The organism is Pseudocoprococcus catus (assembly GCF_019734885.1).
GTDB classification, from domain to species: domain Bacteria; phylum Bacillota; class Clostridia; order Lachnospirales; family Lachnospiraceae; genus Coprococcus_A; species Coprococcus_A catus.
In genome coordinates this window covers 1-14,567 of the sequence record NZ_JAAXCM010000038.1, presented here as the reverse complement: position 1 = coordinate 14,567, position 14,567 = coordinate 1, and the positions used below count along the sequence as shown (strand labels likewise).

Below are 14,567 nucleotides of genomic sequence, written 5' to 3'. Positions count from 1 at the left end.
AGACAATTGTTAGTATAACATTGGATGTATTTTATGGCAAAGGTAATTTGTGAAAAAAGTAATTATTTTTGAAGATTTTTAAAATACAACATGATTAAAATGACGACATGATTAAAATATATTTATAGAAAATTGCTATTCTATTATAGAAAATGTCATTTAATACAAAGAGATATTGACAGTTTTATTGAAAAAAAGTATACTATACAAAAATAGGTCATACCTATATAGGTCGTACCAATTTTCTATGACTTAATTAACGGGGATTTTTAGGAAGGAAATAGAACATGAGTGAAGGAAATCTGCTGTCTGAAGAAATTACACAGCGGTTGCTCCATGAGATCAGAGAGGGCTGCTATGCAAATTGCAGAAAGCTGCCGCCGGAGCTGACTTTGGCCAAGGAGATGGGGGTCAGCCGGACACTGATCAGAGATTGCCTTTCCGCTTTGGAAAGGGAAGGATTTATCAGTCGGAAGCATGGCGTGGGAACGATTGTGAATCCGCATATTCTGAATGCAACCACAAGAATGGATCTTGAGAAAGAGTTTCTTGAGATGGTCTCGGATGCCGGTTATGTGTCGGATATGAAGATTGAGCGTATTGACAAGATACCTGCGGAGAAGGAAGTAGCTGCAAAACTTCATATAGAAGAAGGTGATCTGGTGCTGATTTCGGAACGTCTTGTAACAGCAGATGGACGGCCGGCGATTTACTGTATGGATTATATTGCGGAGGCCAATGCCAAAGAGGGCTATGATATCAAGCTTCTTAAGGAGCCGGTGTTTAAGTTTATTGAACAGTGCTGTGAACAGGAGATTTATATGGATCTGACGGAGATCCGGGCGGTTGCAGCCGGTGAGAATCTGGCAGAGATTTTGAATGTGGACAGGCAGGCACCGCTTTTATATATGGATGAGATTGGATACAGCTTTATGGGAGAACCGCTTTTGTATTCCAGGGAATATTATGTGGACGGCATTCTCAGCCATAAAATACTGCGAAAGAAGATATAGGAGAAAGTTATGTATACAGCAGCAATTATGAAAACAGAACTGGAGGCTTCAAAAGGCACACGTAAACTGGATGTGCGTATTGACAATATCCAGCTGGTGAATGTTTTTACGCGGGAGATTTATCCGGCCTCCATCGGTATTTATAATGAAAGAATCGTGGCTGTTGGCTGTGTTGAAACAGAGGCGGATCAGGTGATTGACGGCGCGGGTGCTTATGCTGTTCCGGGCCTTATAGATTCCCATATTCATATCGAGACGACGCTTCTGACACCGGAAGCTCTGGGTGAGGTGATTATTCCATGGGGAACAACAACACTTTGTGTGGATGCCATGGAAATTGCCAACGTGGCAGGTATTGACGGTCTGCTGGCAATGATCAAGGATTCAGAGAAGCTGCCTTTCAGACTGCTTCTTGAGATCCCTTCCAGAGTACCTACAGCGCCTGGACTTGAGACAACAGGCGGTGTGCTGGGGGTTGAGGAAGTAACGCAGCTGCTGGAACTGGATGAGGCAGTGAGCCTTGGTGAACTGGATCCTTCCAAAGTCCTTGGTACGAAGGAAGAATATTTAGAAAAGGTACTGGCCAGCCTGAACAGACGCAAGATCTGTAATGGCCATGCCATTGGACTGGGTGTGGATGATCTGAATGTTTACGCAGCCGGACATCTTAGTGATGACCATGAATCAGTTTATTATGAAGAGCTGTTAGAACGCCTGAGACTTGGTATTATGCCGTTGATCCGTGAAGGCAGCAGTGAACGCAATGTAGATACACTGGTGCCGGGTATTGTGAAGAACAATCTGCCGACAGACAATATGATGTTTTGTACAGATGACAAGCATGTCAACGATATTTTCAAGGAAGGCCATATCAGTTACAATGTGAAGCGTTCCATTGAATTGGGACTGGACCCTGTACAGGCGATTCAGATGGCAACCATCAATGCGGCCAAGCATTTTCGCCTGGAAGACAAAATCGGTTCAGTGGCACCGGGACGTTTCGCCGATATTCTTCTGATTGATGATCTGACAACCATGAAGCCGAAGCTTGTGTTAAAGAGCGGACGTATTGTGGCAGACGAGAATGGTGCCCGTCCGGTGCCTGAGAAAGCTTATCCTGAGAAGTTATTTGATACCGTTCATATTGGTGCAGATTTTTCAGCGGAGAAGTTTATCATCCATTCTGAGGGCAAACGTGCCAAATGCCGTGTCATTGATTTGATCAAGGACCAGATTATTAATAAAGAGATCTTTGAGTGGATGGATGTCAAGGAAGGACAGATTGCAGCGGATGTGGACAGAGATATTCTGAAGCTGGCTGTTGTCGAACGATACGGCAAAAATGGCCGTGTTTCTACAGCTCTGGTGCATGGTTTTGGACTGAAACAGGGAGCTCTGGCAGCTTCGGTTTCTCATGATCATCACAATATTGTTGTGGTGGGAACCAATGACAGGGATATGGCTGTCTGCGTCGAAAAGCTTCAGGAACTTCACGGCGGTTTTGTTTCGGCAGTGGAGGGACAGGTGGTTGACGCACTGGCATTGCCTCTTGGCGGTCTGATGTCCACTCTTCCAGCGAAAACAGTGATGAAGCGGATGGATGAAATGAATGGAGCAGTTGAGAAGATGGGATGCCCGATGAAAGCACCATTTATGTCGTTATCCTTTATTTCTCTTCCGACAGTGCCGGAACTGGGATTGACAGATTTTGGCCTGATTGATGTACTGGGCCATCAGATTATTGATATGATCGTAGAGACGGAGGCGTAACATGGAAAGTTACACGGGAAAAGGCCGGGGCCGCGTGGAAGGCATGGACAAGGCCACCGGCAGAGCGGTGTATGCGGCAGATTATTATGAGAAAAATATGCTGCATCTGGCGATTGTCCGATCAGCGTATGCCCATGCCAGGGTTTTGGATATCGATACATCGAAGGTGCCTGAGACGGCCTGGGTTTTTACAGCGAAAGACATTGTGAAGAACAATGTTCAGGACATTCTGCCGGATCAGCCGCTGTTGGTGGAGGATAAAGCACGATTTCTTGGTGAAGCCATTGCTGTTGTGGCAGCTGAATCCGAAGAAGCAGCAAGGGCAGCTGCAGCAATGGTGCAGGTGACGTACGAACCCCTTCAGGTTGTCACGGATGCATTGATGGCAGCAAAACCCGGCTGTATCCGGGTGCATGACGATACAGAGAATGATGTGATTCGTTTTGATAACGAAAAAGGCAATGTGGCACAGGGGTTTGCTGAGAGTGATTTGATCCTTGAAGATGATTTTTATACGCCGATACAGGACCATGGCTATATGGAGCCGGACGCCTGCATGGCGAAAATTGAGGAGGATGGGCGTCTGCTTGTCTGTTCTTCAACACAGAATGTTTTTCATGATTTGAGAATGGTCTGTGATATTACAGGTCTTACAGAAGATCAGGTACATATTGTAGCAGCCACTGTTGGCGGCGGTTTCGGCGGTAAGGACGGCAGTACCGCACAGCTGTTTACGGCTCTTGCGGCATTTAAGACGAGACGTCCCTGCAAGCTTATTTTCAGTCGTCGGGAATCCCTGGCAACAACCTATAAACGACATGCGGTCTATATGCATGTGAAGATGGGCTTTAAGAAAGACGGAACGATGGTGGCCTTTGACGGCAGCGGTTATCTGGATACAGGTGCTTACGGCGGCCTGGGGCCGGCTGTGTTAAGCCTTTTTTCAGAGCATTTTGCAGGACCGTACAATATTCCGAATGTAAAGATCAGCAGTCATCTCTGCTATACCAATAAACCGGTGGCTCATGCCATGAGAGGTTTTGGGGCACCCCAGGGCGCTTTTGCGGCAGAATCTCTGATCAGCAGGGCTTCGAAACTTTTAGGCATTGATCCGCTGGAAATCCGTTACAAGAATGGTATTGAGACAGGCATGTACGGCGGCGTCGGACAGAAAATGCGCCATTTCGTGGACTTTAAAGGGGCACTGAAGCTGATCGAACAGTCTGAACTCTGGCAGGAGAGAAAATACAATACGGATCCATATGTCGGATACGGCATTGCAGGCGGGCACCTAAGCTGCGGTCTCGGCAAGAATATTCCGGATCAGGCAGAGGTGAAGATTGAAGAAGCAGATGGCCATTATACAATTTTCCTTGGTCTGGTAGATATCGGACAGGGAAGCCGGACGGCACTGCAGGCTATGGCGGCGGATGCTCTGGAGACAGATTTTGACAATGTTTCCCTTGTGATGGCAGATACCGACAGAACATTGGACTGCGGATCTACGGCCGGTTCCCGTTCCACATTTATCGGCGGCAATGCCATGCTCAATGCCATAGAGAATTTTAAAAAAGGCGAGATGGAAACAGGAAAGGCAGATTTCCCTGAGAGTGAGGAAAGTTTTTCCATCGCCGGTTTCCCGCATGCGATGTATACATTTATTGCCCAGGCTGTGAAGCTTCGGGTGGATCCTGTCACAGGGCAGGTAGTGCTTCTGGATATTGCAGCAGCAACGGAAGCAGGAAGAATTATCAATCCGTTGGCGATGGCGGGACAGATTCAAGGCGGTGTGGCTATGTCTGTGGGCTATGCCTTTGGTGAGAATTGTCAATTTAAAGAGGGACGATTACTCAATGACAGTATGTCTACGTATCTGATGCCCACGGCCATGGATTTGCCGCGGATTCAGAGTCTGCATGTGGATGGTTATGAACCGTCGGGACCGATGGGCGTCAAGGGCGCTGCAGAGGTATCCACCGTATCTATCGCTCCGGCGATCGCTGCGGCAATTAATGAGGTATCAGAAGGCAGATTGACCAGTTTGCCTTTCGATATAGAAACTATTTTAAATGGCTTAAAGAAATAGCCAAAGGAGGAAAAGAGATGAAAAAAGGACTCAAATGGATGGCAGGACTTCTGACACTGGCCATGGTTGTCGGTTCTTTTGCAGGATGCGGCAGTTCATCCTCAAAGGAGACAGCAGCAGGTGAATCTGCTGCTGCAACAACAGCAGAATCAACAGCTGATACAGCTTCAGCAGAGACAGCAGGCAAGAAATTGAAAGTGGCTTTGATTCTTCCTGGCAAAAAAGATGACGTATCTTTCAACCAGGCAATGTATGAAGGTATGAAGAAGTATGCAGATGCCAATCCGGACAAGATTGACCTGAATGTAACTGAGAATGTTTATGAAGTTGCAGATATCGAACCTGCACTGATGGATTTTGCTGATCAGGGTTATGACGTTATTTTTGGTCATGGCTTCCAGTTCATGGAGCCAATCGTCAAAGTTGGCGCTCAGTATCCGGATACCTATTTCCTGCTTGGTACAGGCTACAAATCACTGGATAACACAGCTATCTATGATGTAGAACTTGAAGCAGGCGGTTATGAAATGGGTGTGATCGCAGCACTGGCAACACAGACAAATAAGATCGGTGTTATCGGCGGTGCAGATGCTTCCGAGATCAAACGTGGTCATGAAGGCTTCAAGGCTGGTGCGAAATCTATCAATCCTGATATCGAGATCCAGGAAGTTTACACAGGTGACTGGACAGATACAGCCGGAGCAAAAGAAGCAGCTATCGGTATGTATGACGCTGGCGTGGATGTTATCTGGCATTCAGGAGATGGTATTGGTCTTGGTGTTGTTCAGGCAGCTGCTGAAAAAGATATGTACTGCCTCGGCAACGTAGCAGACCAGAAGACATTAGCTGAAAACAATGTATTATCAGGTGTTGTTTATCAGTGGGATGCCATTATTGCCAATGTTTTTGATGATATCAACAATGGTACATTCAAAGGCAGAGCAGAAGATGACAGATACTATTGGATCAATGCTGAAAATGATGGTTTAGGTATTGCAGACATTAATGATCCTAAGGGCTGGCTGACAGACGATGACAAGCAGGTGATTGCGGATACATGGTCCAAACTTCAGTCTGGTGAAATCAAAGACTATCTGCCGGAAGATATTCAGTAATCAGAACAGGAGTCATGTCTGCAGTGCAGACAACCATTCCGACAATGGGAGATGGATGCACAGCCCGTGGGCTGTGTGTCCCTTCTCTGAAAAACACAGGGACGTTCAAACACAGGAGGATTTGTAAATGGACAATCTGGCAGTCAGTATGCAGGGAATAACAAAAATATTTAACGGTGTCAAAGCCAATGACAACGTGGATTTCAATCTGAGGAAAGGTTCAATCCATGGTCTGTTAGGAGAAAATGGTGCCGGAAAGACAACACTTATGAATATCCTGTATGGTTTATATCAGCAGGAGGCCGGTGATATTTATATTAACGGCAGCAAAGAAGAAATTTCATCACCGATAAAAGCAATCTCTCTCGGCATCGGTATGGTGCATCAGCATTTTATGTTGGCCAGACCGATGACAGTTGTGGAGAATGTTATGCTGGGCAAAAAGTCCAGAAGAGGCATTCTTCTTGATACAAAGGAGACTGCAACGGAACTGAAGGAACTGGCAGACAAATACAAAATGAATATTGATCCATATTCAAAAATCTGGCAGTTATCCGTTGGTGAGCAGCAGAGAGTAGAGATTTTAACAGCCATTTATCAGGGAGCAGATATATTGATCCTGGATGAACCCACAGCGGTTCTGACACCTCAGGAGGCCAATGTACTTTTTGATATGCTGCGGCATATGAAAGCGGACGGTAAATCAATCATTCTGATCACCCATAAGCTGGAAGAGATTATTTCTATCGTTGATGAAGTCACTGTTTTACGAGATGGTGAGCTGATAGGATCCAAACTGGTTGATGAGCATACAACCAAAGAAGAACTGACGAAAATGATGGTGGGAAGGGATGTTCTGTTTAATTTCGACAAGAATAAGAAAGCTCCCGGAGCAGTGAAAGTGGAACTGAAGGGTCTTTCAGCCAGCAATGACAAAGGACTTCCGGCACTGACAGATTTCAATCTGACTGTTCATGAGGGAGAAATCCTCGGTCTGGCCGGTGTAGACGGCAACGGACAGAAGGAATTATGTGAAGTCCTGACCGGTCTTAGAAAAGCGGATGGCGGACAGTTCCTTTTTAAAGGAAAAGAAGTGATCAATCAACCGCCTGTTTTCTATATCAACAGTGGTATTTCCCATATTCCTGAGGACAGAATGACAACCGGACTGGCACTGAACTGGAGCCTTAAGAAGAATCTGATCATCAAGAAGTTCCACAAAGCGCCATTTTCAAAAAATGGGCTGCTGAATCAGAAGGCCATTGATGCCTACTGGGATAAATGTCAGAAAGAATATCAGATTAAGGCCAATTCCGGAGAAGACCATGCAAGAGCCTTATCCGGCGGTAATCAGCAGAAAGTTATTCTGGCCAGAGAATTGGATGATCATCCGGAGATGGTTATTGCCAATCAGCCGACACGAGGCCTTGATATCGGTGCATCGGAATATGTCAGACAGAAAATTCTGGATGCACGTAATGATGGTGCAGCAGTTCTTCTTGTATCTGCGGATCTTGAGGAAATCCTGCAGCTCTCGGACAGAATCGCTGTCATCTATGACGGCAAAATAATGGGTATCCTTCCGGCAGGCGCCGATACAAATACAATCGGTATGCTGATGATGGGACACAAACAGGAGGAAAAGGCATGAATTCAAAAATCATCAACAGTATCAAACAATTTGTTATTGCGGTACTGACGATTGTTCTCGCACTGGCAGTGGGTGCGATTCTTGTACGGATTTCAGGCAATGACCCGGCAGAAGCATATACAACACTGTTTCGAGGAGCCCTTGGCTCTAAAGCCAGGATATCCGAAGTCCTTGTCAAAATGATTCCGCTGACATTGATGGCACTTGGTATGTCCATCGCTTACAAGGCACAGCTCTGGAATATCGGTGCTAATGGTCAGCTGACCATTGGCGCGATTCTGGCCATTCTTCCAGGTATTTATCTGGGACTTCCGACAGTGATTTTACTTCCGCTGTCCCTGATATTGTCTGTTCTGGGCGGTGCCCTTTGGTGCGGGCTGGCAGCCTGGCTAAAAAACTGTTTTAATGCCAATGAAGTTATCACAACTTTGATGCTGAATTATATTGCAACCTATTTTTTGGCATTTCTCGTCTATGGTCCGATGATGGATCCTGACGGCGGCGGCTTCCCGCAGTCAAAAGTATTGCCGGATGCCTATCATCTGCCTTTGTTCTCTGCACAGATGCGAATCCACGGCGGTATTGTGGTGGCAATCATTGTTATTCTTATGATGTTTTTCTTCTGGAGAACAAAGCTGGGCGTGAAGATTGATCTGATCGGACAGGGTGATAAGATCGCAACCTATGCAGGTGTGAATGTGAAGAAGACAGTCATGGTGGCCATGCTGATTTCCGGTGCACTCTGCGGTCTGGCTGGATGGAATGAAGTGTATGGTGTTCAGTACAGACTTTTGGAAGGCCTTTCCAGCGGCTACGGGGATATCGCAACGATCATCGCATTGCTTGGTGGTCTGAATCCATTGGGTATTGTGATCGCTTCCTTCTTTTTCTCAGCCCTTCTTGTGGGCGGTGCAACCATGCAGCGTATGACAGAAGTACCATATTCTGTTGTAGATATTATTCAGGGCCTGGTGATCGTTTTTGTTATTGCAAGAACAGCGATTCATTTCGGATGGCCGCAGAAATTACTGAGGAAGGGGAAAAAAGATGCTTAGCAGTATTTTTACAGTAGGATTTTTAGTGAGTTTACTGGCGGGAACCATCCGTCTGGCAACACCGATTCTTCTTCCAGCGCTGGGACAGATTTATACACAGCGGGCAGGTATTCTGAATCTGGGTGTAGAAGGAACAATGACGATCGGAGCCGTCGCAGGTTTTTCAGCAGCATATAAAACTGGCAATCTCTGGATTGGACTTTTGTCAGGTATGTTTTTCGGTATGCTGTGGAGTCTGATCATGGCATGGCTTTCAGTCACCATGCGTGCCAATCAGGTCATCGCGGGTATTGCCCTGAATATTCTTGGTGCGGGTACAGCGGTTTATGTATATCGTATCCTTTTTGGTGTACAGAGTCTGCCGCCTCAGGTAACACCGTTTGCAGCCGTGAATATTCCGGTATTATCATCTATTCCGGTGATCGGACAGATTTTCTTCCAGCATAATATTCTGGTTTATCTCAGCTATGTGATGGTATTTGTGACATGGTTTATCCTTGAAAAAACAACATTCGGGTTAAAGATCCGTGCCGTGGGCGAGCATCCGCGCGCAGCAGATTCCAAGGGTATCAGTGTGGCAGGTGTCCGTTATGCAGCGGTACTCATCGGCGGTCTTTATGCCGGTGCAGCAGGTGCATTTATGTCTATTGCTTATATGAATCTTTTCACAGAATCCATTGTCAGCGGCCGTGGTTTTATCGCCGTTTCTGTTGTTATTTTTGCTCGTTTCATGCCGGTGAGAGCCATGTGGGGTGCGCTGCTTTTCGGTTTTGCCAGTGCCCTTCAGATGCGTCTTCAGGCCCTGGGCATTGATATGGCCAATCAGCTGATGCTGATGCTGCCGTATATCATGACCATTGCAGCGCTGATCTTTGCTTCCAAGAAGGCGGAATTCCCGAGTGCTTATACGATTCCTTATTCCCGATTGGAGCGATAGGAATGAAGAAGACAACCAAAATCATCATCGTACTGCTGATTGTCATCATTGCGGGTATAACGGTTGTGACCAGTATGAAACATGCAGCTGATGGACCTTCTGAGGTCTCCGCTGAGAAAGCAGCTATGGCCTATGCGGAGGCTATTGATTATCAGTATGAGAATCCTGCGGTTATTTATGAATTTATGACAGATGACTTCCGAAAGGTTATGGATAAAAGTGAGTTTATCCGGGCTTTTAAGAAAGAACGGTCCTATCCGTATCTGACGCCGCTTTTTATTAATTATGACAGAGTAGAACTCAATGAAGACGGGACAACCGGCACTGCTTATTATTCCCAGGCAGCCAGATTGCCGGGAATGGTCTATGAAGTGGGACTTGTTTATGAGGATTCCAACTGGCATATCAAGGATTTTGATGACTTTTTGGACGGCAGCTATCTGGACAAATTTGATACAGTGACCTATGATCTGAAGAGTTATTTTGATACAGAGCAAGAGTATCCGGAAGATGAAGAAACGGAATCCGGGACGGAATAGCTGCCGACCAGATGTCCGGCGAAAAAAGTGCGCTTTGAAAGAATGCATAAAATATGAGTCATGGAAGGATGACGAAAAAATAAAAAGGATAGTGGGGGATAGAGATGTCACAGATGCTGATTCCAAATACAGTAACAGAGGCCTGTCAGATGCTGTCATCCGGCAATAGCGTGGCCTGTGCAGGTGCTACCAATCTCTATGTGGACAGAGAAAAGGGCAAATATCTGGACAGAGATATTGTCAGTCTGCATCGATTAAAAGAACTGTCAGGCATCAGAGAAGAGAAGGACGGCTGGCATATAGGCAGTCTGACAACATTTGACCTTATAGAAGATGCTTTCAGAGGACAGGGTGCCATGGATGCACTGGCTGAGGCCGCATCCCTTGTGGGCGGCCCCCAGATCCGCAACAGAGGAACCATTGGCGGCAATATTTTGTCAGCTTCTCCGGCGGCGGATACCGTGCCGGTTCTGATGGCGCTGGATGCAGTGTTGGTTCTTGTGGCAGAAAACGGTCAGCGTATGGTATCCATCAACGGATTTATGAAGGGACCGGGACGAACGGCTATCCATCAGGGGGAAATTCTGACTGAAATTGTCATTCCATTCAAAACGGGTGCCGCAAGATTCAGGAAGGTCGGCAAAAGGAATGCACTGGCCATTTCAATCATCAATGCAGCCGTTTATATGGAAAAGGAAGCGGGCAGAATAACGACCCTGGCCATCGCCGTCGGTTCAGCAGGCCCGACAGCCCTTCGTGCATTTCATACAGAAGAATTGCTGCGTGCCTGGAAAAGACCGGGCAGTGAAGAAAAATGGCAGTCTCTTCATGAAGAAATTGCCATTGCCCTGTCGGAGGATATTTCACCGATTGATGATATTCGAGCAACAGGAAGTTATAGAAAAACTGTGGCAGACAATGTGGTACTGCAGCTTGTAAGAGAATTATGGGAGGCATGTGAAAAATGAGAACATTAGATTTTATTTTAAACGGAGAAGCCTGTCATACAGAAATTCCTGAAGATGCCACATTATTAAAGGTGCTGAGAGATATTCTTCATTTGACGGGCACAAAAGAGGGCTGCGGCGAAGGTGACTGCGGTGCCTGCACGGTCCTGGTAGATGGAAGAAGTGTCAACAGCTGTCTGTTTCCGGCTGTTCAGGCGGAGGGATGTCAGGTCATGACCATTGAAGGTGTTGAGGCCCATCCGGAGCTGGCCAGGATACAGAAGGCCTTTGTGGATTATGGTGCGGTTCAATGCGGTTTCTGTTCTCCGGGCATGATCATGTCTACAGTGGCACTGCTTCAGAAATATCCGAAGCCCACGGAGGAAGAAATCCGACGCGGCTTATCCGGCAATATCTGCAGATGTACAGGCTATCAGGCTATGGTGGATGCCATTCAGTCACTGGCATAATAGGTGTTGACAGAAGTACTTATTAACTGTAAAATAAATATATCAATGGATTATATATGTTCATAATCAGGTTGAGCGTTTCTACCGGCTGCCGTAAACAGTCGACTATAATTCCCGAAGGCGGGAGAGTCGGCTTGTACGGCGGCCTTTCTTTTTATTTACGCGAGCAACGAGCCAAAGTCCGTGCTTGCACGAGACCTTGGCGACTGCCGCGATAACTTGAGAAACTCGCGAAGCGTGTTTCTCATAGTTTATCAGAAGGATAGTAAGCAGTTATATCAGCCTGAACTCTGTATACGCCTGAATAAACCTTACCAACGATTCCGATCAGAAGTATCGGAGCAGACTTGAATGAAAATGGGTGATGAGTATGAACAATTTTATTATGAAGGGTGATATCTGTTACAGTGAGACTTCTGATACATTGAGGCTCTATGAAGATGCGTATCTGATCTGTGAGGGCGGCAGATCAATGGGCGTATTTACACAGATTCCGGAGAAGTATCAGCATTTTGAAGTGCTGGATTACACAGGGCATATGATTGTTCCGGGATTGTCCGATCTGCATGTGCATGCACCGCAGTATGCTTACAGAGGTCTCGGAATGGACATGGAACTGCTGGAATGGCTGGAAACCTATGCATTTCCGGAAGAATCCGGCTATAAAGAACCGGCCTACGCGGATAAGGCATACAGCATGTTTGTGCAGGATCTGAAGTATAGTCCGACGACACGTTTTTGTGCATTTGCGACGATCCATACATCGGCTACATTGAAATTGATGGCCCTCCTGGAGACCTCCGGTTTAAAGGGCTATGTGGGCAAGGTCAATATGGACAGAAACAGCCCGGATTATTATTGTGAGGAAAGTGCAGAAGCCTCATTGGAAGCAACCAGAGAATGGCTTATGCAGTCGGAACAATTTCATAATGTCCGTCCGATCATTACCCCGCGTTTTACACCGAGCTGTACCGATGCACTGATGACGGGACTTGGGGCGATCGCTTCTGAGAACCATCTGGCGGTCCAGTCCCATTTATCCGAGAATCTCAGTGAAATTGACTGGGTGAAGGAACTGTGCCCTGATTCAGAGAACTATATGGGTACCTACATAAATGCCGGCTTGGCAGCGCCCGGCAGAAAATCCATCATGGCACATTGTGTGTACTCTGATGAACGGGAGATACAGATGATGAAGGACAATGACACCTACGCGATCCATTGTCCGCAGTGCAATATGAACATTGCATCCGGCATTGCCCCTGTGAGAAAGTGGCTGGATATAGGCGTGCATATGGGACTTGGATCAGACGTAGCCGGAGGTGCCACACTCTCCATCTTCAGAACCATGATGGAGGCCAGACAGGTATCCAAGCTCGTCTGGAGACTGCTGGATCAGAACCTGAAGCCGCTGACCCTGGAAGAAATCTTCTGGATGGGAACAAAAGCCGGCGGCAGTTTCTTCGGCAAAGTCGGCAGTTTCGAACCGGGATACGAACTTGACGCCCTTGTCCTCGATGAGAGCCGCATGCCGCACCCACAGGCCCTCACCCTCAGACAGCGGTTAGAGCGATATATCTGTTTGTCAGAGAACGGAGATCTACTACATAAATATATCTCTGGAAATAAGATTTTTTAACAAAAGTTAGCAAGAATTCTCCTTCCTCTACAGGTGGGAGATGAATTGCAGAAAAAAGAAAAAGAACACTTGTTCTGCGGTGCGAAGTGTGGTATACTATAATCAGTCGAAAGGATAGAAAGGACTGATTATATGGACAAAATGGATCATAATGCACATTCAGTATATTTGATGTATTATCATCTGATCATGGTTGTAAAATACCGAAGAAAAGTAATAGATGATCCGATTTCGGAACGTGCAAAAGAGATCTGGGAACGTATTGCACCTGATTATGGAATCACACTGGAAGAATGGAATCATGATGTTGATCATGTGCATGTTATGTTTCGGGCACAGCCAAAATCAGAACTCAGTAAATTTATCAATGCGTATAAAAGTGCAAGCAGTCGTTTGTTAAAAAAGGAATATCCACAGATCAGGGAAAGACTTTGGAAGGAAGCATTCTGGAGTCAAAGTTTCTGCCTGTTCACAGCGGGTGGTGCACCGATTGATGTTATCCGTAGTTATATCGAGACGCAGGGAGAGAAAAAAGATGAATATAGCTTACCGTTTTCGTATATATCCAAACAGAGAACAGGAAGTCCTGCTCGCCAAAACATTTGGCTGCTGTCGTTTTTTATATAATCAGATGTTGAATGATAAGATACGGGAATATGAAGCAACGAAAAAAATGCTGCGAAATACACCGGCGATGTATAAAAGAACATATCCATTTTTGAAAGAAGTGGATTCCCTGGCACTTGCAAATGTGCAGATGCATCTGGAAAAGGCATATAAGAATTTTTTCAGGAATCCAAAGATTGGCTTTCCAAAATTCAAATCAAAACACAGGAGCCGAAAAAGCTATACGACAAATGTGGTCAATGGAAATATTCAGGTAGAAGATCATCGGATAAAACTACCGAAGTTGAAATGGATCCGTATGAAAAAACATCGTGATATTCCAGAAAAATATTGCCTGAAATCTGTAACAATAAGTATGGAACCATCCGGAAAGTATTATGCAAGTCTATTATATGAAAAATCTGACTGTGAAAACCAAGCAGAAGAATTTGATTATGAAGACGCAAAGATACTGGGAATTGATTATGCAATGCATGGAATGGCTGTGTTTTCTGAAGATATACAGAAGGAAAATGAAGGATACTTCAGAAAAAGTGAGGAGCGGCTGGCAAGGGAACAAAGAAAGTTATCCCATTGCGTGAAAGGAAGCAATAATTATTACCGACAGAAAAAACGTGTTGCATTATGTCACGAAAAAATCCGAAACCAGAGGAAAGATTTCTTACATAAGCTGAGTTATGAAATGGCAGAGGCATATGATGTTGTTGCAGTAGAAGAT

The 14,567-nt window shown here is 45.8% G+C and carries 12 protein-coding genes, 1 pseudogene and 1 riboswitch; all 13 genes and pseudogenes read left to right on the top strand.

The window, feature by feature from the left end:
* Positions 1-287: 287 nt before the first annotated feature.
* The gene (locus tag HED67_RS10815) at positions 288-1,013 is read left to right on the top strand and encodes a GntR family transcriptional regulator (RefSeq protein ID WP_117538954.1); all 726 of its coding nucleotides are present in this window, start codon (positions 288-290) and stop codon (positions 1,011-1,013) included.
* A gap of 9 nt (positions 1,014-1,022) precedes the next feature.
* On the top strand, positions 1,023-2,783 hold the full coding sequence (ade, locus tag HED67_RS10810) for an adenine deaminase (RefSeq protein WP_221718316.1): 1,761 nt from the start codon (positions 1,023-1,025) through the stop codon (positions 2,781-2,783).
* A 1-nt stretch (position 2,784) separates the two neighbouring features.
* On the top strand, positions 2,785-4,869 hold the full coding sequence (locus tag HED67_RS10805) for a xanthine dehydrogenase family protein molybdopterin-binding subunit (RefSeq protein ID WP_221718315.1): 2,085 nt from the start codon (positions 2,785-2,787) through the stop codon (positions 4,867-4,869).
* A gap of 17 nt (positions 4,870-4,886) precedes the next feature.
* Complete coding sequence (locus HED67_RS10800) at positions 4,887-5,984, top strand: BMP family protein (protein WP_221718314.1); 1,098 nt, start codon at positions 4,887-4,889, stop codon at positions 5,982-5,984.
* A gap of 127 nt (positions 5,985-6,111) precedes the next feature.
* Positions 6,112-7,635 carry an ABC transporter ATP-binding protein gene (locus HED67_RS10795; protein WP_221718313.1) on the top strand — a complete coding sequence of 508 codons (1,524 nt, stop codon included), beginning with the start codon at positions 6,112-6,114 and terminating at the stop codon, positions 7,633-7,635.
* Positions 7,632-8,690 (top strand): ABC transporter permease, encoded by a 1,059-nt coding sequence (locus HED67_RS10790; protein WP_221718312.1) that lies wholly within the window; start codon positions 7,632-7,634, stop codon positions 8,688-8,690. Before HED67_RS10795 ends, HED67_RS10790 begins: the two co-directional genes overlap by 4 nt.
* Entirely contained in the window at positions 8,683-9,627 is a 945-nt protein-coding gene (locus tag HED67_RS10785; protein ID WP_221718311.1) for an ABC transporter permease, read from the top strand. Before HED67_RS10790 ends, HED67_RS10785 begins: the two co-directional genes overlap by 8 nt.
* 2 nt (positions 9,628-9,629) lie before the next feature.
* Positions 9,630-10,166: a hypothetical protein gene (locus HED67_RS10780; protein ID WP_221718310.1), complete on the top strand. Its 537-nt coding sequence runs from the start codon at positions 9,630-9,632 to the stop codon at positions 10,164-10,166.
* 104 nt (positions 10,167-10,270) lie between these two features.
* Positions 10,271-11,134 (top strand): FAD binding domain-containing protein, encoded by an 864-nt coding sequence (locus HED67_RS10775; protein ID WP_221718309.1) that lies wholly within the window; start codon positions 10,271-10,273, stop codon positions 11,132-11,134.
* Positions 11,131-11,583, top strand: a complete 453-nt coding sequence (locus HED67_RS10770; protein WP_221718308.1) for a (2Fe-2S)-binding protein — start codon at positions 11,131-11,133, stop codon at positions 11,581-11,583. Before HED67_RS10775 ends, HED67_RS10770 begins: the two co-directional genes overlap by 4 nt.
* 30 nt (positions 11,584-11,613) lie before the next feature.
* A riboswitch (purine riboswitch) is annotated at positions 11,614-11,711 on the top strand.
* 242 nt (positions 11,712-11,953) lie between these two features.
* Entirely contained in the window at positions 11,954-13,222 is a 1,269-nt protein-coding gene (locus HED67_RS10765) for an amidohydrolase family protein (protein ID WP_221718307.1), read from the top strand.
* Between the two features lie 132 nt (positions 13,223-13,354).
* A pseudogene (gene tnpA, locus HED67_RS10760) lies at positions 13,355-13,753 on the top strand (IS200/IS605 family transposase); the annotation flags it as partial.
* A 4-nt stretch (positions 13,754-13,757) separates the two neighbouring features.
* Positions 13,758-14,567 (top strand): RNA-guided endonuclease TnpB family protein (locus HED67_RS10755; protein ID WP_221718305.1); only part of this gene is annotated, 810 nt, incomplete at its 3' end.